Source organism: Hominilimicola sp., from assembly GCF_046972485.1.
GTDB lineage: Bacteria > Bacillota > Clostridia > UBA1381 > UBA1381 > Hominilimicola > Hominilimicola fabiformis.
On record NZ_JBKVWU010000035.1, the window covers coordinates 1 to 18,262 of the forward strand.

Genomic DNA, 18,262 nt, shown 5'->3' on the forward strand with positions numbered 1-18,262 from the left:
CCGTTATTCTACAAGCCGGAGCGAGAATTTCTTGTACGGTTATGCAATGAAATGCAATCGTTTTACGAAAGTGACGAGAACGCATTGATTATCAATTTACCGCCGCGTCACGGCAAGAGCCGTACTGCGTCAATGTTTGTCGAATGGGTACTCGGCAGAAATCAAAGTGAAAAGATAATGACCGGTTCATACAATGAAACGTTATCAACCACATTTTCAAAAGCGGTGCGTAATGCTATTCAAGAGGAAAAAGCGGATAAGGATAAGATTATTTACAGTGACATATTTCCGAATGTGAGGATAAAGCAAGGTGACGGAGCAATGAACCTGTGGAGCCTTGAGGGCGGTTACAACAACTATCTTGCCACATCGCCGTCCGGTACTGCGACAGGTTTCGGAGCGAGTTTACTTATAATCGACGACCTTATCAAAAATGCCGAGGAGGCATACAACGAAACAGTCAAAGAAAAGCATTGGGAATGGTTTACGAACACAATGCTTTCACGACTTGAAGAAAAAGGCAAGATAATCATTATAATGACACGGTGGGCTTCGGGCGACCTTGCGGGACGTGCGATTGAGTATTTCAGCGACAACAACATATCTCACAGAGTAATCACGATGAAAGCCGTTTGTGATGACGGCAATATGCTATGTGATGAAATCTTGTCACGGAGCAGTTACGACTTAAAGATTAAGGCAATGGGTGCGGACATAGCAAGTGCGAATTATCAGCAAGAGCCGATTGATTTGCAAGGCAAACTCTACACAACGCTTAAAACATACGACAGCTTACCGCCGATTACGCAAATACAATCATATTGCGATACCGCCGATACAGGTGCGGACTATCTCTGCAACATAATATACGGTATATACGGCAAAGAAGTATACGTCATAGACGTGTATTATACCGACGAGCCTATGGAGGTTACAGAGGGTGAAACGGCACGTAGATTATACGAGAACAACGTCAACCTTGCAAAGATTGAAAGCAATAACGGCGGACGTTCGTTCGCAAGACGTGTGCGTGAAATCCTTGCCGAAAAATACGGCAGTAATTTTACAACGGTGAAATGGTTTCACCAAAGCAATAACAAAGAGGCACGAATATTATCCAACAGCACTTGGGTAATGGAGCATATATATTTTCCTTGCGACTGGCACATACGTTTTCCCGAATACTATAAGGCGATGACGACATATCAGCGTGAGGGCAAGAACAAGCACGACGACGCACCCGACGCAACAACAGGTATTGCAGAGATGATGAACAGGAAAAAAGGCGGACTGTCAATTTTAAAGTAGGTGATAAAATTGGATTTGGAAACAGTAAAGAAACTGATAAAGAAATATATACCCGGACACGAAAATTTTATATCAAGAGTGCAGACGGCGGAACGATATTATCTGAACGATAATGACATTCTGCATATGACGCACAGTGACGGCGAAAAACCTTTGAGGAATGCGGACAACAGAATACCGTCTAATTTTCACGGATTGCTTGTAGACCAAAAAGCGGCGTATATGTTTACATCACCGCCGTTATTTGATGTCGGGAATAAATCGGCGAATGAGAAAATAAGCAATATACTCGGCAGTCGATACACGAAAATATGTTCAAGACTTGCGATAAATGCGTCAAATGCGGGTTTGGGTTGGATTCACTACTGGGATAATGACGGATTTAAGTACGACGTTATAGACAGCAAGCAAGTTATACCGATATGGAGCGATACTTTGGAACACGAACTTACGGCGTGTTTCAGAACATATCAAGAGCTTGACGATAACGGTGACACTTACCACGTTTATGAGTATTGGACTGATAAGGAATGCAGTGTATTCCGTAAGAAGATTGGCGACGGTCTTGAACGGCTTGAAATGTATAATATGTTCAACGTGTACGACGTTGAAACAAACGGAACTATATGTAACGTGTACAGTCATAATTTCGGACGTGTACCGTTTATTCCGTTTTTCAATAACGGCTTTCATCGTGATGACCTTACACCGATAAAAGGACTTATTGATACATATGACAAAACGTACAGCGGTTTTATAAACGACCTCGAAGATATACAGGAGATTATATTCGTACTAAGCGGATATGAGGGCGAGAGCCTTTCAGAGTTTTTGACACAGCTCAAGAAGTACAAGACTATTAAGCTTGATTCGGAGGACGGAGCAAGCGGAGGACTTTCGACTTTGACGATTGATATTCCGGTTGAGGCAAGAGAGAAAATGCTCCAAATGACACGCAAGAGTATTTTTGAACAGGGCAAAGGTATTGATCCCGATCCGCAGAACTTCGGTAATTCATCGGGTACGGCATTGAAATATTTGTATTCACTGCTTGAACTCAAAGCCGGTATGGCAGAAATGGAGTTTAGGAGTGGGTTTGAAGAACTCATCAAAGCGATATGCGATTACAGCGGTATCGCTTGTGAAAATGTCACGCAGACGTGGACAAGGACAAGCGTTTCAAACGACACCGAACTTGCGGATATAGCACAAAAAAGCGTTGGTGTTATATCTCAACGCACGATTATTGAACGTCATCCGTTTGTCGAGGACGCAGATAAGGAAATGGAGAGAATTGCGGAAGAAAAGGACGACAGTGACGATATAATGGGTGGACATAATGAACGAGTATTGGAAGAAGAGGAACAGTGAGCTTTTAAAAATCCACGCACAGAAAGCCGATGATATAGAACGCGAACTCATAAAAGAGTATGAAAGGTCCTTAAACGGCATAAAAAAAGAGATTGAAACGTTTTACGCAAGGTATGCGGGTGAAAACGGTATCAGTATGGCAGAGGCACGAAAACAGCTAAGTCGTGACGAACTTAAAGGGTTTAAGCTGTCGCTTGAAGAATTTCGCGAAAAGGCACTTGATAACGCAGACGGCAAGTGGACGACAATGCTTGATAATGAGTATATGCGTTCAAGGGTAAGCCGTTTGGAGGCACTCAAATATCAAATGCGTGGAGAAGTCGAACTCTTGAAACAAAAGCAAGAGGATAAATTTTCAACATCACTTAAAAAGGCATACAGTGATACATATTATACAACAAATAAACATATTGCCGATTCGGTTGATTATGCTGTTAATTTTGCAAAGTTCGACCGTGACACGGTAAAGAATGCGATATATGAAAAGTGGCTTGACGGAAGTAACTTCTCTGACCGAATATGGAATGATAAGCAGAAACTTTTGAGAGAACTTAATACAAATCTTGTACATGGCATAACGAGGGGCGACAGTCCCGATAAAATGATTAAAAATATTTCTGCAAGAATGAATGTTTCAAAAAGCCGTTCCGCCGCACTGTATCAGACGGAATATACGCATATTATGGTTGACGCAAGATTGCGTTCGATAATGGACGCAGGGTGTGACGAATACGAGATTGACGAGAATATGGACAGTGATATTTGCGATGAGTGTGCAAGTATGCACGGAAAGCATTTTAAACTGTCCGAATATCAGCAAGGCATAACCGCACCGCCGTTTCATACCCGTTGTCGTGGTACAATAACGGGATATTTTGTGGAAGAAGAGGAAACACTTGAAAATGTTGAAGATACTGATACTATGTCTTTGTCGAAAGTATTTGATGAAGATGGTGTTAGATGTAAATGCAATCCTGTAAAAAATCATAACGGTATTTATACGCAAACAAACTCGAAGAACGCACAGAATACAATAAAGTTTGTAATAGATACTAAGAATAGTATCGATTTATTGGGTGATGTTTCAGAAATCGTAATAGCAAAATCAATAAAAGGTATAGCCGCATACAGTCACAAAAACAATCGCTTATATATCAATGAGAAATTGACAGATGAAAGCTTTTTGAATGAAATGCTAAAAGACGGGTATTTTGTCGCGGAGAACAAGCTTGATGTATTGTGGCATGAAATGTTCCATAAGAAACATTGGGATTTTGTGTTGACAAACGGTGGAGAAAGTAATAAAATGAACATAGAATCAGAGTTGCGGAAATACGTAAAGGAACAACAAAGACTTGATTATTCTTATGTGTCAAATACTGTTAGTCGAAATGCAAAAGATGGATTGAAAAGAGAGGGCAACAGACAATTAAATGAATTAATTGCGGAAGTGCTGTTACAAGAGAAAAAGGGAATTGTAAAAGATAAGCGGTTATTGGAATTGGTAAAGAGGTGTGTAAAATGATGAGGCTTATAACAGAATATGATTTGAAGATGAGTAAAGAGTTGGACAAATGGGAAGAGTATCCCGACGGAGAATGCCACTTACGAGAAGATGCACCTGAAGAAGTAAAAAAGTATTACGAGAAGTTACGAAAAGAATATAGTATGTTTGATTAAAGCAAAAAACACTAATGAATATGTTTTTATTACAACAAAGGGAGTATAGGCAATGGATAATTTTAAAGTTATTTATAAAATACTTAAAGTCCTTGAAAGTGCAATGGATTGTGATGAAGTTGATAGGTCTTTGCTAAAGGCAGAAAATTTCAAGATAACAGAAAATCGATTTGAGAATATTATCAGAATGCTTGCCAAAGAAGAATATATAACCGGAGTAATCATAGTTGATATGATAGGAATACAGGGAATCAAATTCGATGATGTCCGAATAACATTAAAAGGACTTGAATATCTTAGCGAAAATTCTTTGATGAAAAAAGCGGCAAATTTAGCTAAAAGCATTAAAGAAACAATTCCCGGTATATAAATTAAATATACATTAAGCACGTCTTAGGGCGTGCTTTTTTGATACGAAAAAGGAGAGTGGAACAAGTGAATATACGAGGTTTACCGCCTTAGCACCTATGAAACGGTGCTTTTTTTATACTCTTTTTTCAAGTGTTGCAGAGAATAAAGAACAATGCTTTTTTACAGGAACGCACCTGAATAAAAAATTATGGAGGAGAAATAAGAATGGAATGGTTAAAGGCAATATTGGAAAAGGCGAAGATTGAGGACGGCAAGTTGGATATTGACGGAGTGATGTCGACTGTAAACTCCGAATTTCCGAAGTATGCAGTACCGAAAAATGTTTTCAATGACAAAGTTACGGAGCTTAAAACGGCGAACAAAACCATTGAGGACCTTAAACAATCAAATGCCGACAACGCGGAATTGCAGAACAAAATCAAAGGGTATGAAAGCGAGATTGAAACGCTTAAAACAGATGCGTTGAACACCGCAAAGACATACGCATTAAAGGAACAGCTTTCAAAAGCCGGTGTAACCGATGCCGACTATCTTATTTACAAGCAAGGCGGAATTGACAAGTTTACATTCGACAAAGACGGCAAGCCTGTCGGTGTGGACGATATTCTTAAACCGCTCAGAGAGGATAAGACGTACTCACACCTTTTTGCCGAAAAAGGCGGAGCATACACACCAAAAAGCGGCGGTGGAAGTTCAGACGTAAATCCTTGGGCAAAGGACACATTCAATCTTACCAAACAAGGTGAAATTTATAAAAACGACCCTGCAAGAGCAAAAGTATTAATGCAAGAGGCAGGAACGACAGGAGGAATTTAATATGGGAACAACATTATCAGATATTATCGTACCGGAACTGTTTAATCCGTACGTTATTCAAAAAACACTTGAAAAATCGGCACTTGTGCAGAGCGGTATAGTTCAAAACGACGCAGAGTTTGACAAGCTTGCGTCACAGGCAAGTCCGCTTGTAAATATGCCGTTTTTCTCTGACCTAACAGGTGAATCGGAAACGGTTATCGAGGGCGACGACCTTACCGCCGACAAAATCAGCAGTAAGAAAGACGTTGCGGTAATTTTAAGACGTGCAAAAATGTGGAGTGCAACAGACCTTTCAGCCGCAATGTCGGGTGCTGACCCTATGGCGGCGATTGCAAGTCTTGTATCCGACTTTTGGGTGAGAGATTTACAAAAGGAACTTATCGCAGTGCTTAAAGGTATCTTCGGCACAATTCCGGCAGTGTCCGACGGTTCGCCTAAAGAGGCTGAAACAAGACTTGCGTCAAACATTCTTGATATTTCAAGCACAAGCGGTAACAGTGCAAAGTGGAGCGGAAGTGCTTTTATTGACGCACAACAGCTTTTAGGCGACAACAAAGCGGAACTTACCGCCGTTGTTATGCACAGTGCGGTTGAGGCGGCACTCAGAAAGCAAGACCTTATTGACGTGATTCAGCCGTCCGGTGCAAATCCGTTCAGTACATATATGGGTAAGCGAGTTATTATTGACGACGGCTGTCCCGTAACAGGTTCGGGTTCAAGTCAAGTATTTTCAACATATCTTTTCGGCAACGGTGCGATTGCACTCGGTAACGGTACACCGGAAAAGTTTGTTGCAACCGAAACAGACAGAGATAAGAAAAAGGGCAGTGGTGTTGACTATCTTATCAATCGTAAGACGTATATTCTTCACCCACGCGGTGTTAAGTTTACGGACGCCGATGTCGCAAATACGGAAGGTCCTACGCGTACGGAACTTGCTAATGCAACAAACTGGACACCTGTATATGACCCTAAGCAGATTAGAATTGTCGAAATGCGTCACAAGATTTGATGAGGTGACTTATGGACGAGTATATAACTGTTTTTACGGATATGTACGGCATAAGCGAAGATGACAGAGGAAAAGCCGAAAGGTGTATTGAAAGCACAATCGAATATATCAAGAATTATTGCCACATTGACAGTATTCCCGATGATTTAAAGCATACCGTTATACTTATGGCGGCGGACTTGTTCCGCTATGACGTGTCGTCATCATCGGGGCAATATGACAATGTAACGTCAATCAAAGAGGGCGATGTTACCGTATCGTACGGCAGTAATTCAAGCAGTATGTCGAGCGTGTTTAAAGACTACAAAGCAAGGCTTGCACGTTTCAGAAAGTTGGTGTGGTGATGAATATGGTAAGAGCGGCGATTGAAAGACTGTATAAAGGTTTATGCTCGGTCAAAGTGAAAGTTTCAAGCGTGAATGAGGAAACAGGCGAAACTGTATTTACCGAAAAGGCTGTTTTAACGGAACAGCCTTGCCGACTTTCGTTTCAAAGCCGAAATTCGGCGGCAAAGGACGATGGATACAGCACCATATCGCAATCGGTTGTGCTTTTTATTGCGCCGGAGGTTGAAATACCGTCGGGCAGTAAAATAACCGTTACACAAAACGGAAAAACAACTGACTATTGCCGTAGCGGTGAAAGTGCGGTTTATACATCACACCAAGAAATTGCACTGGAATTATTCGAGGATTATGCGTAATGAATGAGATTGATTTTTCACAGCTTGAGAAATTACAAAAGCAAATGGAAAGTGCGGATTACACCAAAGCTTGTGCATCGGCTATGAATGTAATTTCACAGAGGGCATTAAAATACATCAGTAACGTAACAAAACCCGGACATTACAAGAACGGTAAAACGGGCGGTACACTGAAAAAGAGTTGGCAAGCAGAAAGAACAACTGTAAGCGGAAGTACGGTAAAAGGCGGAATATATACCGCACTTGAATATGCTCCTTATGTGGAGTTCGGACACCGTACAAGGCTCGGAAAGGGTACGTCCCCGAAGTACAAGCCTAAGAAAAACGGCAAAAAGTGGGTTGAGGGTAAAAAGTATCTTAACACCGTAGTACCGAAAGTCGAAAGGGATGCACCTAAAATACTTATGCAGAAAATGGAGGAAGTATTGAAATGACATCAAAAATAAAAAATGCAGTGACGAAAGCTATTCATAACCTGTTTGGCGATGATTATGCGGTATATACGGCATACACCGAACAAGGATTTTCAGAGCCTTGCTTTATCGTTGAAATGTTTCCGCTTAACGTACAGTCGACAAATTCATTTTTGGACGATGAAACGCAGACGGTAAAAATACGATATGTTCCGAAAGAGATAAGTCAAGACGAATTTATCGAAGTGGCTGAAAAATTGAGAGGCTTGTTTTTGTATAAACCGCTTGTACTGTCAGACGGTATGCGTGTAAGGTGCTTTGATATTAATTTCTCTTTGGAAAACTATACGCTTGTGACGGAGCTTGTATACAATTACACCGTTAAGGTGAGAAACGAAAGTACATACGATAAGGCAGAAGATTTGATGTTAGGAGGAGATTTATAATGGGTTTACCTGAAATAAATATAGTGTTTCAGTCCAAAGCTGAAACGGCAATTAAACGAAGTGCAAACGGCATTGTTGCACTGATTTTGCGTGACGCAACCAAAGGTGATATTACATCATATTCGTATACAAATGAGAGTGAAGTTGTAAAATCTCATTGGACAACCGCAAATTATGATTACATAAGCAAGACGTTCCTCGGCGGACCGCAAAGGGTTATTGTCGAGAGAATAGGTGCGGAAGATACTTATGACGACGCACTTGCACGATTAAAAAATAAAAAGTGGAATTACCTTGCAATACCGTCGCTTGCCGATAACGAAAAAGATATTGCGGATTGGATTATTGCACAGAGAAATGCGAAAAAGACATTTAAAGCCGTACTTCCGTATGCGGCGAATAATGAGGGTATTATAAACTTCGCAACCAATGATATAAAAGTCGGTACAAAGGTTTATACCACTGCCGAATACTGTTGCCGTATTGCAGGACTTTTGGCAGGATTGCCTATGACAGAGGGTGCGACGTATCAAACTCTTGCGGAGGTTGAAAGCATAACGGAAAGTACAACTCCGGATGATGATATTGACGGCGGTAAGTTTATACTTATCAATGACGGCGAAAAGGTTAAAGTCGGCAGAGGTGTCAATTCGCTTGTAACATTGTCGGGCGATAAGACGGAGGATATGAAGAAAATCAAGATTATAGACAGTCTTGACCTCATAAGAGATGATATAAAAGCATCGTTTGAGGAAAATTATATTAATGTTGTAAACAGTCACGAAAATAAAATGTTGTTTATCGGTGCGGTTAATCAGTATTTTAAGTCGTTGCAGTCACAGGGCGTATTGTATGACGGTGCCGATTGCAGAGCTTATATTGACGTTCAGTCGCAACGTGAATGGCTTGCTCAAAAATATGACGTGTCGGATTGGACAGACAGTGAGGTCGAAGTGGCAAATACGGGAAGTATCATATTTGCGGGTGCGGATATTACAATACAGGATTGTATTGAGGACTTGAGTTTTAAAATAGGATTGGAGTGATAGATAATGGCTGAAAGTGTTAAACCGAGAGGCAATCAACTTTGTTCCGGTACATTCGGTAAACTTTGGATTGACGGAAGTCTTGCCTATGAAGTGTATAAGTTTGAGGCAAAGGAAAAGACAAATCGTGAGAGTGTAAGTTTTGCCGGCGATACAACGAACGATTCAAAGCTTATGGGCGTTGACTATGAATTTTCATATACCGTACGAAAAGTATATTCAAGGGGTAAAGAAATAGCTGACGGACATAAAAAAGGTAAAGATACAAGACATACGTTGGTGGCAAGACTTGAAGATCCTGATAACGGCGGTTATGAAACAATTCAACTTGATAATTGTTGGTATAATGATGTGTCACTTATGAATTTTGAAACCGGTAAGATAGTTGAAGAAGAATTCAGCGGCGGTTTTACCGACTATGACCTTACATCTACAATGAATGCGTAATAACGGAGGTAAAAGATTATGGATAAGAATACAAAAATTACTCTTGCGGAACTTATTAAGCGTAAGGAGCAAGTGCTTGAGGCAAAGAAAAACGTAAAAAGAGCGAGAGTTTATGTAAAAAGCCTTGGTGGCGAGATTGTTATAAAAGCACCGACAAAGTCGCTTGCAACAGAATCGGCGGAAATGGAAAAGGACGGTGACGCTCACCTTGTTTATGAGTGTGTTGCCGAACCGGATTTACATTCAAAAGAACTTCAGGAGGCATACGGCTGTACATATCCCGAAGAAATCGTAGAAAAGATTTTTGACGACGGCGAAATCTCACCGATTGCAATGGAGTGTATGAAACTTGCGGGATATATCGACAGTGTAAAACTTGTTGAAGAAGTAAAAAACTGATAGAGGCAGATGATGAACTCTATATGATACATCATTATCTGCAAAGAGGAATATTGCCCGAAAAGGTGCTTGCAAGACCGGAAATTGAAAAAATATTTTTCCTTGCAAGTGCCAAAAAGGCAAATGATGACGAGTACGCAAAGTGGAAGGCATTGGGAGGTGAATAGTTTTGCAGAATAAAAGTTCGATAGTTCTGAATATGAACCTTAATGCAAGCGGATTTGCCCGAGGGATAAAAAGTGTAATCGGCAGTGTCAAAAATATGAATGAGTCGATGAAAGACGCAACGAACAGCGCCACAAAAATGTCTTCTGTAATGAAAGGTATAGGGAGCAGTGCCATAAAAGTCGGAAAAGGTTTAGCGGTGGCAGGAGCGGCCGCGGCGACTGCCGTAACGGCTTTGGTTTCAAAGTCTGTCGGTGCATTTGCTGATTATGAACAACTTACGGGCGGTGTAGAAACGTTGTTCGGAGCAGGCGGAAGAAGTGTTGAGGAATATGCACAGAGTGTCGGTAAAAGTGTTTCTGATATTCAAGGGAAATACGACAGTTTGATGAGTGCGCAAAATGTTGTATTAGAAAATGCAAATAAGGCATATATGACTGCCGGAATGTCGGCGAATGAATATATGGATACTGTTACGGGATTTTCAGCGTCATTAATATCAAGCTTAGGCGGAGATACAAACAAGGCGGCGGATTACGCAAATTCGGCATTGGTTGATATGTCCGATAATGCAAATAAAATGGGTACGGATATGGAGTCCATAAAAAATGCGTATCAGGGATTTGCAAAACAGAATTATACTATGCTTGACAACTTGAAGTTAGGTTACGGCGGTACACAAGAGGAAATGAAACGACTTCTCAGTGACGCAGAAAAACTTACGGGACAGAGGTACGACATTTCATCATTTGCCGATATTACACAGGCTATTCATGCAATCCAAACGCAAATGGACATAACGGGAACAACGGCAAAAGAGGCAAGCACGACAATAAGCGGATCGTGGGGGTCACTGAAAGCGGCATTTCAAAACGTGTTGGTGGGACTGACAACAGGCGGAGATATGTTTGACCAAAGTTTAGACGCATTGATTAATACAGCCGTAACATTCGGACAGAATATTATACCCGCCATTAAAGGTGCTTTGAGTGGTGTCGGCTATTTAATTGAGGGTTTGGCACCGGTAATCGGCGAAACAATTCCACCGTTAATTAATGACCTCGCTCCTACATTGGCAAACAGTGCCGTATCGCTTATATCGTCTTTGGTAAATGGTCTGACACAGAACGCAACGCAATTTTCAGAGTGCTTGAGCAATATAATTATTGTAGCGGTCGCCGGTATTTCAACCGTAGTGCCACAGTTATTAGATGCAGCATCAAAAATAGTCAGCAATTTAATGCAAGGATTAACTAATTCTATGCCTCAAATTGTGAACGGAGCAGTAACTTTGATAGAGGGGTTAGTCAATGGATTAGTGAACAACATACCATTGCTTATTATGGGAGCCGTTCAGCTTGTTGCGTCATTAGCTAACGGTTTGATAGCAAATTTACCGAGAATAATAGATGCAGGTGTAAATCTGATAACAGGAATTGTTAGCGCGTCATATTCGATGATGCCCCAAATTATACAAAACGGAATGCAGTTGGTCGTAAACTTAGCAGTCGGACTTGTACGGGCAATTCCGCAGTTGATAGTGGCTTTACCGCGAATAACGGGTGCAATCGTAAAAGGATTTAAGTCTGTTAATTGGTTTGATTTGGGTTTGCAGTTGATAAAGTCAATTTGGGAAGGTATCAAATCAATCGGAAGCGAGATGTGGAACGGAGTCAAAGAAAAAACGTCAGAATTATGGGGCGGTGTTAAAAATGTTGTATCGGAGAAACTGAACAACATAAAAAGTGCCTATGACGCGCACGGCGGTGGACTGAAAGGTGCTACATTTGCGGCAATAGAGGGTGTCAAGGAATACTACAGGACAGGCTATGACGCAATTAATCAATTAACAGGCGGTAAGCTCGGCGAGGTTGTCAATGCAGTCGGTGAAAAGATGGAAGTCGTAAAAGGTAAATTCAGCGAAGCGTTTGGCAATGTGAAAAACACCGTAATGACTATTTTTGAAAACATTAAAAATGGTATTACTGAAAAAATCAGTGCGGCGGTGAACAAAGTCAAGGAGATATTCGGCAGTATTGCCGACAAGGTATCGGAAGTTTGGGGTAAGATTAAAGGAATTATCAAAGCGCCTAAGATTGTACAAAAAGGTACGGTAAGTATAGCCGGTGTCAGTACACCGATTCCGAAACTTGGACTTGAATGGAATGCAAAAGGCGGTATTATGACACGTCCGACAGCGTTCGGATATGCAAACGGAAAAGTTCAAATGGGCGGAGAGGCAGGAGCAGAGGCGATACTTCCGCTTAGAACATTTTGGAACAATTTAAGTCAATACATAGCCGAAAGCAACAAAGGCGGCAATACTATAACGAATGAAATTAAGATAGTTATAAACGCCGACAACAAAACCGCCGATGAAATCGCCGACGACGTTATAAACGTAATAGTTCCTAAAATTCAAAAATGTATGGCAAATATGTAGGAGGCAAAATGTTAGATTTCTATTTAAGCATAAACAACAGTGAAGAAGTTATACATATTCCTGTCACGCCGTCCGAATTTACCGTATCGAGTTCACAAGGTACGGAAACTTTTGAAACGGCAAATTACGGCTGGATAAAAATTATCGGAAATCCCGAGCTTAAAACTGTATCGTGGAGCAGTTTCTTACCGATGACCGACTATCCGTATTTAAGGGACAGAAGTATGAAAGGGCAGGAATACGCAGACAAGATTGAAAATTGGCGTAAGCGTAAACTTCCGATAAGGCTTGTCATTACATCAACAGGTATTTGCAATGTTGACATAAATACAGCGGCGGCAATAGATAAGTTTGATTACAGTGTAGGCACAGGCGGCGATTTGAATTATTCAATCGAACTTGGAGAAGTAAATCTTTTAAACGATGTACAGGAGGGGTTGACAGTGGCACAGTATGATGAAATAATGGCGAGGATTGATAATATAGAAGAAAGGCTTAGCAGTGTTGAAAACACGATGGTCTATAACTATATGGACGATAATATGCCGTCTTGGGCTAAACCGACTATTCAAAAGTTGATGGACAGAGGTATTATAAGCGGTACAGACGATAACGAACTCGGTCTTACAATGGATATTATTCGTACACTTGTTATTATTGACAAAACAGACGGATTTGAAAATTATACGGTTGACGTTATGCCGTCATGGGCAGAGGCGACTATTGAAAAGGTAAAAAGAAAAGGCTATCTAAACGGTGACGGCGAGGACGGATACGGTTTGACAAAGAGTATGATACGTTTGCTTGTTATTATGGATAATGCCGGTTGTTTCGGTGATTAAAAATGTTGCAATATTTTCCTTTTGTAATATAATAAAACAAAAGACAAATTAAAAATTTCAAATAAGGCTTAAAAAGTACATCGAAATTCGATGTACTTTTTTGTATGCCGAAAAGGAGGTTTATATGGGTGTAATTGATAATGCAGTTCAATGGGCGATAGATATTGCAAATGACGATAGTCATTGGTACAGTCAAGACGTGAGATGGGGACCGCATTATGATTGTTCTTCTTTTGTTATAACAGCGTATCAAAATGCGGGAGTGCCTGTTAAAGATAATGGTGCTACATATACGGGGGATATGTATAACGTTTTTATTTCGTGTGGATTTAAAGACGTAACGTCATCCTGTAATCTGTCAAACGGAGCAGGTATGTTAAAAGGTGATGTGCTTTTAAATAAAGCAGACCATACCGCTTTGGTACAGGCGGACGGCGGAACAACAGTTGAGGCAAGAGGAACATCATTCGGTATTGTTACCAATGTGCCTTACAGAAATTATCCGTGGGACTGTGTACTCAGATATACCAAAGACGGAGGCGGTTATATTGCAAACTGGGTTGAGAGAGAAATACCGAACATAGGAAAGTCGCTCGCAACTAAATCATATATGGCATATCAAACATATACGAACAGTCAAGCAAGCGGATATAAATACTTGTGGGGCAGTGACAGCAGTACGTCAAACGGCGGATTGCGAAAGTACAAAGATTTTATTTGTATGGCACTCGGTTCGTATTACGGACCGGACGGCACGTTTGTTAAGATTGAATTTGACGACGGTAAAGTGATATACGCAGTCAAAGGTGACGAAAAGAAAGACAGCGAAACCGACAGCCGACATATGTATCACACAGGCAGTGATGCAAATATGACGGAGTTTATCATTGACGGAAATGTTGTAACAGGCAATGAAAAATTCACATCTGCATTAGAGTCGGAGGGGATTAACCGCTCTGCCCGTGTTGTGAGAATTTGGACAAGCGATACAGAGCCGACATACGGAAGTACAGGAAGTACATCGGGTGAAAAAGAATATCATTTTGCGGATACCAACGAAAAAATACCTATCCACAATTCGATTTTCAAACAAGCACCTATGCAGTTAGACGGTGCTTTGAAAGTAGTGGTAAATGATACAGACGTATCAAAGCATATAGGAGATATATCGTGGACAAATACAAAAAATACACTTGCGACAACGATGTCTTTCAGCACTCCGAAACCTAAAGAAATGAAGTATATGAATATATACATACCAAAAATGGGTGATATTATGAGGTACAGCGGAGGAGATAAAGAAGATTTCAGAGGTGTAATAATCGAGGTTGACGACGGAGCAATGTATGAAAACAAATATACTGCCGTTGATGTAGGGTGGTATCTGAACAAAACTACCGACACATATCAGTTTACATCTATGCGAGCCGATGACTGCATAAAGAAAATATGCAACGATTTATACATTCCGATTGTGCTTATTCCCGAATTGAGTACGCTTATAACGCAAATATATATCGACAAGCCCGTATCGGACGTTATCAAGGATATTCTTGATAAGTGCGGAAACGGGTATAACTTTGACTTTGTACCCGACGGTATGCGTATATATTTGTGCAATGATAAGGTGGTCGAGCCGAAGTTTAGAATATCGCCGAATACCGAACTCAAAAATTCAGTACAGTATATGGGTAATATTGAGCATAAAGGCAGTATTGAGAATATGAAGAACAGTGTTAAGGTGATAACAGATACGGACGTTATGACTACTCTGAAAGCCGAGGAGAGTATATCAAAATACGGCTTTCTCCAAGAAGTGGTAAAAATGAATGACGGAGATAATGCGTCGGACTTGGCAAAGAAAAATCTTGGCGAGCTGAATAAGGAAGATGAAACGTATTCCGGTGAAATAATCGAGGAGCTGACAAGCTATACACGAGCCGGAAGTACGATAGAAAAAGACGGTGTTAAATATGTGATTACAAGCAGTCAGCACAGTATAAAAAACGGTGTTCACTACAATAAAATTGATATGGAGAGATTAGTATGAAAAACGGAGTCGAAACACTTGCAAAGATGTTTAAGGACCGTGAAAACGCAACGAGTGATTTTGTCGTATTCGGTAAAATAATTGAGCTACCGAACCTTAAAATACAATTCACCTCTAAAATAATTCTGACTAAGGACCATATAAAAAGTCTTATTGATTTATACAAACAGGATATTGACGGACGATATGTTTATAAAGGCAGAGAAGTTGCAATGATTCCGTACAGAGGCAATAACAGATATTTGGTGTTGGGGGTGACGGAGAATGGCTGATTACACAAAAACAGAACCTGCATTTGATTTTCAAAAGGGCGATTTTATTATTATAAACGGTCGTCCGAAAATGACGGTCGGCAGGGAACGTATAAAAAATTGGGTGCAAAAAATACTCAATACGCAAAAGGGCAGATATAAAATTTATAACGGTACAGGATACGGTATAAATATAGAAGATACTTTTGTCGGAAAGAATTACAATCGTGACTACATCCGTTCGGAAGTCAAGCGCGAGATAACCGAAATGCTTACCGCAAATGAAGATATAGTAAGTATTGATAACTTTAATATGGAAGTAGACGGCTCACTGCTTACAGTATCTTTTACCGTAAACAGCGTGTACGGCGATATAAATGACGTTAAGGGGGCGATATAATGGCTGAAACTATTGATACAATACTTGAACGTATGCTTTTGCAGATACCGTCAAGATATGATACGTCATCGGGAACTTATACATACGATATAGAAAAATCAACGGCAACGGAGTTTGAGAATGTTTATGATATTATATCATCTCTTGACTCCTATTTTTATGCGTCAACCGCTACGGGTAAGTATCTTGATATGCGTGTAGGTGAGTTTGGATTGGAACGCAAAGAGGCAAGCTATGCAACAGGCTGTGTGACTGTAAGCGGTAACGTCGGAGCAAAAGTGTCTGTCGGTGAAAAGGTGGCGGCAGGTAATGTTATATTTAATATAACCGAAAATGCGATTATACCAAACGACGGAAGTGTAACGGTACGAATTGTGTGTGACAGCGCCGGAGTAAAAGGCAATGTTGAAAAAGGGAAAATAAACAGATTTCCGGTTACGATTCAAGGACTTATATCCGTAACAAATGAAATTTCAACCACAGGAGGCAGTGACAAAGAAAGTGATGTTGAACTGCGAAAGCGTTTTACCGAATATGTTTCGCATCCTATAACAAGCGGAAATAAGTGGCAGTATATCTCTTGGGCAAAATCAGTTGACGGAGTGGGTGACGCAAAATGCTTGCCGTTGTGGAACGGAGCAGGAACGGTTAAAGTGATAATCGTTGACAGTGAAAAACAACTTGCCGGAAGTGAGCTTATAAATAAGGTACAGAGTTATATAGATGAACAATGCCCGATAGGTGCAGATGTGACCGTTACCACTGCAACGGCAGTAAGTATAAATATTACGTTTTCGGCAGATGTGGACGGAAGTACACTCGAAAATATTAAAGCGAATATCAGAAGTTATTTGCGTGATGTGTCTTTTGCGAACGGCTATGTGTCGTATGCAAAAATAGGTCAAACCATATTGAATACAGACGGTGTTGATGATTATTCAAATTTGAAAATCAATTCAAAAACAGAAAATATCACAATATCCGAAACTGAAATTGCCGTTCTTGGGGGTGTTGCCGTTGGCTGATGTAGGACAGAATTTACCGTCGTACTATAAAAAGTCACGGTATATAAAAGCATTAAATACACCCGTCAATGCGGAATTTGAACGTTTGTATGAGTTGATAGAAATGTTTATGAAAAACAGATTTATTGACAGTGCCGATGAAGATGCCGTAAGAGAATATGAAAAAAGTTTGGGTATATCAGAAATCGGCAATACCCTTGAGGCACGAAAGAGCCTTATTAAAATAAGAATGAGAGGGTCGCAAACCTCAACAAAGGCGAATTTGCGGGCGGTAATTGAGAGTTACGGTGTATTGGTTGATATAACCGAAGATATTAAGAATTACAGTTTTACTGTGACTTTTCATCAACCGAATGTGCCGGAAAGTGTGATTAAGAATATTATCGAGGATCTGAAACCGGCACATTTGTCGGTATTATATGCGTATGAATATAGCGGAACATTTGAATTTGCCGACCACGAAAATGACTATAACATTGAAACAGGATTTGCCGATGGTAACGGTCACGGCGGTTACTTAGGAAATATTTAAGAGGGGAGAATAAATGTATGAATTTTAATAATAGTTTGCCCGAATGGAAGAATACAGGCACCGAGCCGAGCGATAGTCTGAAAAATGACGGATTTAAAGCCGGATATAAACCGTCGGCAAATGTTTTTAATTGGTTTTGGAGTTTGGTAAGTAAGTGCATTACTGAAATTCAGTCAAAACTGTCAAACGAAGAAACCGCAAGAACAGAGGCGGATAAGAATTTGCAACAACCGACATTTACAGAGGCAAGCACACGAGTTAATATAACTTCCGGTGAAACGCTGAGTACATTGTTCGGCAAAATAAAAAAGTTTTTCACTGACCTAAAAACAGTGGCGTTTACAGGTTCATATACTGACCTATCAAACAAACCAACGTCAATGCAAAATCCGAATTCATTGACATTGACAATGAACGGTTCAGCAACGAACTATAACGGTTCGGCAACGGCAAGCAAGTCGTGGTATGCACCAACGAGTGGGGGACCGGCAGGGTATAATTTGATTAGTAATGGTAGTGGTGCTCCTGTATGGCAACA

Annotated in this window: 23 protein-coding genes; all 23 read left to right on the forward strand. The window is 40.5% G+C overall.

Features of this window, described 5'->3' with window-relative positions:
• Positions 1–1,308 (forward strand): phage terminase large subunit (terL, locus tag ACLTU0_RS05625; RefSeq protein WP_412321620.1); only part of this gene is annotated, 1,308 nt, incomplete at its 5' end.
• A gap of 15 nt (positions 1,309–1,323) precedes the next feature.
• Positions 1,324–2,679 carry a phage portal protein gene (locus tag ACLTU0_RS05630; protein ID WP_412321621.1) on the forward strand — a complete coding sequence of 452 codons (1,356 nt, stop codon included), beginning with the start codon at positions 1,324–1,326 and terminating at the stop codon, positions 2,677–2,679.
• Positions 2,648–4,204: a minor capsid protein gene (locus ACLTU0_RS05635; RefSeq protein WP_022229619.1), complete on the forward strand. Its 1,557-nt coding sequence runs from the start codon at positions 2,648–2,650 to the stop codon at positions 4,202–4,204. The genes ACLTU0_RS05630 and ACLTU0_RS05635 overlap by 32 nt, the downstream gene beginning before the upstream one ends.
• Positions 4,201–4,359 (forward strand): hypothetical protein, encoded by a 159-nt coding sequence (locus tag ACLTU0_RS05640; RefSeq protein ID WP_022229620.1) that lies wholly within the window; start codon positions 4,201–4,203, stop codon positions 4,357–4,359. Before ACLTU0_RS05635 ends, ACLTU0_RS05640 begins: the two co-directional genes overlap by 4 nt.
• Positions 4,360–4,411: 52 nt before the next feature.
• The gene (locus tag ACLTU0_RS05645) at positions 4,412–4,729 is read left to right on the forward strand and encodes a YjcQ family protein (RefSeq protein WP_022229621.1); all 318 of its coding nucleotides are present in this window, start codon (positions 4,412–4,414) and stop codon (positions 4,727–4,729) included.
• A 206-nt stretch (positions 4,730–4,935) separates the two neighbouring features.
• Positions 4,936–5,547: a phage scaffolding protein gene (locus ACLTU0_RS05650; RefSeq protein WP_412321622.1), complete on the forward strand. Its 612-nt coding sequence runs from the start codon at positions 4,936–4,938 to the stop codon at positions 5,545–5,547.
• A 1-nt stretch (position 5,548) separates the two neighbouring features.
• Positions 5,549–6,562 (forward strand): major capsid protein, encoded by a 1,014-nt coding sequence (locus tag ACLTU0_RS05655; RefSeq protein ID WP_412321623.1) that lies wholly within the window; start codon positions 5,549–5,551, stop codon positions 6,560–6,562.
• An 11-nt stretch (positions 6,563–6,573) separates the two neighbouring features.
• Positions 6,574–6,906 (forward strand): hypothetical protein, encoded by a 333-nt coding sequence (locus ACLTU0_RS05660; RefSeq protein WP_117968428.1) that lies wholly within the window; start codon positions 6,574–6,576, stop codon positions 6,904–6,906.
• Positions 6,906–7,265: a hypothetical protein gene (locus ACLTU0_RS05665; RefSeq protein WP_412321630.1), complete on the forward strand. Its 360-nt coding sequence runs from the start codon at positions 6,906–6,908 to the stop codon at positions 7,263–7,265. Before ACLTU0_RS05660 ends, ACLTU0_RS05665 begins: the two co-directional genes overlap by 1 nt.
• Positions 7,265–7,699: an HK97 gp10 family phage protein gene (locus tag ACLTU0_RS05670; protein ID WP_412321624.1), complete on the forward strand. Its 435-nt coding sequence runs from the start codon at positions 7,265–7,267 to the stop codon at positions 7,697–7,699. Before ACLTU0_RS05665 ends, ACLTU0_RS05670 begins: the two co-directional genes overlap by 1 nt.
• Positions 7,696–8,124 carry a DUF6838 family protein gene (locus ACLTU0_RS05675; protein WP_337599964.1) on the forward strand — a complete coding sequence of 143 codons (429 nt, stop codon included), beginning with the start codon at positions 7,696–7,698 and terminating at the stop codon, positions 8,122–8,124. Before ACLTU0_RS05670 ends, ACLTU0_RS05675 begins: the two co-directional genes overlap by 4 nt.
• Positions 8,124–9,170 (forward strand): phage tail sheath C-terminal domain-containing protein, encoded by a 1,047-nt coding sequence (locus tag ACLTU0_RS05680; protein ID WP_022229627.1) that lies wholly within the window; start codon positions 8,124–8,126, stop codon positions 9,168–9,170. The genes ACLTU0_RS05675 and ACLTU0_RS05680 overlap by 1 nt, the downstream gene beginning before the upstream one ends.
• 6 nt (positions 9,171–9,176) lie before the next feature.
• Positions 9,177–9,617: a phage tail tube protein gene (locus tag ACLTU0_RS05685; RefSeq protein ID WP_147514072.1), complete on the forward strand. Its 441-nt coding sequence runs from the start codon at positions 9,177–9,179 to the stop codon at positions 9,615–9,617.
• An 18-nt stretch (positions 9,618–9,635) separates the two neighbouring features.
• Complete coding sequence (locus ACLTU0_RS05690; protein WP_022229629.1) at positions 9,636–10,016, forward strand: phage tail assembly chaperone; 381 nt, start codon at positions 9,636–9,638, stop codon at positions 10,014–10,016.
• A gap of 23 nt (positions 10,017–10,039) precedes the next feature.
• A complete protein-coding gene (locus ACLTU0_RS05695) occupies positions 10,040–10,183 on the forward strand; it encodes a hypothetical protein (protein WP_337599968.1) in 144 nt (47 codons plus the stop codon).
• Between the two features lie 2 nt (positions 10,184–10,185).
• The gene (locus tag ACLTU0_RS05700; RefSeq protein WP_412321625.1) at positions 10,186–12,624 is read left to right on the forward strand and encodes a hypothetical protein; all 2,439 of its coding nucleotides are present in this window, start codon (positions 10,186–10,188) and stop codon (positions 12,622–12,624) included.
• A gap of 8 nt (positions 12,625–12,632) precedes the next feature.
• Positions 12,633–13,466 carry an S-layer homology domain-containing protein gene (locus ACLTU0_RS05705; protein WP_412321626.1) on the forward strand — a complete coding sequence of 278 codons (834 nt, stop codon included), beginning with the start codon at positions 12,633–12,635 and terminating at the stop codon, positions 13,464–13,466.
• A 124-nt stretch (positions 13,467–13,590) separates the two neighbouring features.
• Positions 13,591–15,516 (forward strand): hypothetical protein, encoded by a 1,926-nt coding sequence (locus ACLTU0_RS05710; protein WP_412321627.1) that lies wholly within the window; start codon positions 13,591–13,593, stop codon positions 15,514–15,516.
• The gene (locus ACLTU0_RS05715; protein ID WP_022229633.1) at positions 15,513–15,788 is read left to right on the forward strand and encodes a DUF2577 family protein; all 276 of its coding nucleotides are present in this window, start codon (positions 15,513–15,515) and stop codon (positions 15,786–15,788) included. The genes ACLTU0_RS05710 and ACLTU0_RS05715 overlap by 4 nt, the downstream gene beginning before the upstream one ends.
• A complete protein-coding gene (locus tag ACLTU0_RS05720; protein WP_022229634.1) occupies positions 15,781–16,167 on the forward strand; it encodes a DUF2634 domain-containing protein in 387 nt (128 codons plus the stop codon). Before ACLTU0_RS05715 ends, ACLTU0_RS05720 begins: the two co-directional genes overlap by 8 nt.
• Positions 16,167–17,192, forward strand: coding sequence for a baseplate J/gp47 family protein (locus ACLTU0_RS05725; protein WP_412321628.1), 1,026 nt, complete (start codon positions 16,167–16,169; stop codon positions 17,190–17,192). The genes ACLTU0_RS05720 and ACLTU0_RS05725 overlap by 1 nt, the downstream gene beginning before the upstream one ends.
• A complete protein-coding gene (locus ACLTU0_RS05730) occupies positions 17,185–17,724 on the forward strand; it encodes a putative phage tail protein (protein ID WP_412275640.1) in 540 nt (179 codons plus the stop codon). The genes ACLTU0_RS05725 and ACLTU0_RS05730 overlap by 8 nt, the downstream gene beginning before the upstream one ends.
• Before the next feature lie 17 nt (positions 17,725–17,741).
• Positions 17,742–18,262 (forward strand): hypothetical protein (locus tag ACLTU0_RS05735; RefSeq protein WP_412321629.1); only part of this gene is annotated, 521 nt, incomplete at its 3' end.

Excerpts from the sequence above, each read along its gene's own strand:
- ACLTU0_RS05635 (WP_022229619.1), top strand. The coding sequence starts at position 2,648 with ATGAACGAGTATTGGAAGAAGAGGAACAGTGAGCTTTTAAAAATCCAC.
- ACLTU0_RS05640 (WP_022229620.1), top strand. The coding sequence starts at position 4,201 with ATGATGAGGCTTATAACAGAATATGATTTGAAGATGAGTAAAGAGTTG.
- ACLTU0_RS05645 (WP_022229621.1), top strand. The coding sequence starts at position 4,412 with ATGGATAATTTTAAAGTTATTTATAAAATACTTAAAGTCCTTGAAAGT.
- ACLTU0_RS05650 (WP_412321622.1), top strand. The coding sequence starts at position 4,936 with ATGGAATGGTTAAAGGCAATATTGGAAAAGGCGAAGATTGAGGACGGC.
- ACLTU0_RS05655 (WP_412321623.1), top strand. The coding sequence starts at position 5,549 with ATGGGAACAACATTATCAGATATTATCGTACCGGAACTGTTTAATCCG.
- ACLTU0_RS05660 (WP_117968428.1), top strand. The coding sequence starts at position 6,574 with ATGGACGAGTATATAACTGTTTTTACGGATATGTACGGCATAAGCGAA.
- ACLTU0_RS05665 (WP_412321630.1), top strand. The coding sequence starts at position 6,906 with ATGAATATGGTAAGAGCGGCGATTGAAAGACTGTATAAAGGTTTATGC.
- ACLTU0_RS05670 (WP_412321624.1), top strand. The coding sequence starts at position 7,265 with ATGAATGAGATTGATTTTTCACAGCTTGAGAAATTACAAAAGCAAATG.
- ACLTU0_RS05675 (WP_337599964.1), top strand. The coding sequence starts at position 7,696 with ATGACATCAAAAATAAAAAATGCAGTGACGAAAGCTATTCATAACCTG.
- ACLTU0_RS05680 (WP_022229627.1), top strand. The coding sequence starts at position 8,124 with ATGGGTTTACCTGAAATAAATATAGTGTTTCAGTCCAAAGCTGAAACG.
- ACLTU0_RS05685 (WP_147514072.1), top strand. The coding sequence starts at position 9,177 with ATGGCTGAAAGTGTTAAACCGAGAGGCAATCAACTTTGTTCCGGTACA.
- ACLTU0_RS05690 (WP_022229629.1), top strand. The coding sequence starts at position 9,636 with ATGGATAAGAATACAAAAATTACTCTTGCGGAACTTATTAAGCGTAAG.
- ACLTU0_RS05695 (WP_337599968.1), top strand. The coding sequence starts at position 10,040 with ATGATACATCATTATCTGCAAAGAGGAATATTGCCCGAAAAGGTGCTT.
- ACLTU0_RS05705 (WP_412321626.1), top strand. The coding sequence starts at position 12,633 with ATGTTAGATTTCTATTTAAGCATAAACAACAGTGAAGAAGTTATACAT.
- ACLTU0_RS05710 (WP_412321627.1), top strand. The coding sequence starts at position 13,591 with ATGGGTGTAATTGATAATGCAGTTCAATGGGCGATAGATATTGCAAAT.
- ACLTU0_RS05715 (WP_022229633.1), top strand. The coding sequence starts at position 15,513 with ATGAAAAACGGAGTCGAAACACTTGCAAAGATGTTTAAGGACCGTGAA.
- ACLTU0_RS05720 (WP_022229634.1), top strand. The coding sequence starts at position 15,781 with ATGGCTGATTACACAAAAACAGAACCTGCATTTGATTTTCAAAAGGGC.
- ACLTU0_RS05725 (WP_412321628.1), top strand. The coding sequence starts at position 16,167 with ATGGCTGAAACTATTGATACAATACTTGAACGTATGCTTTTGCAGATA.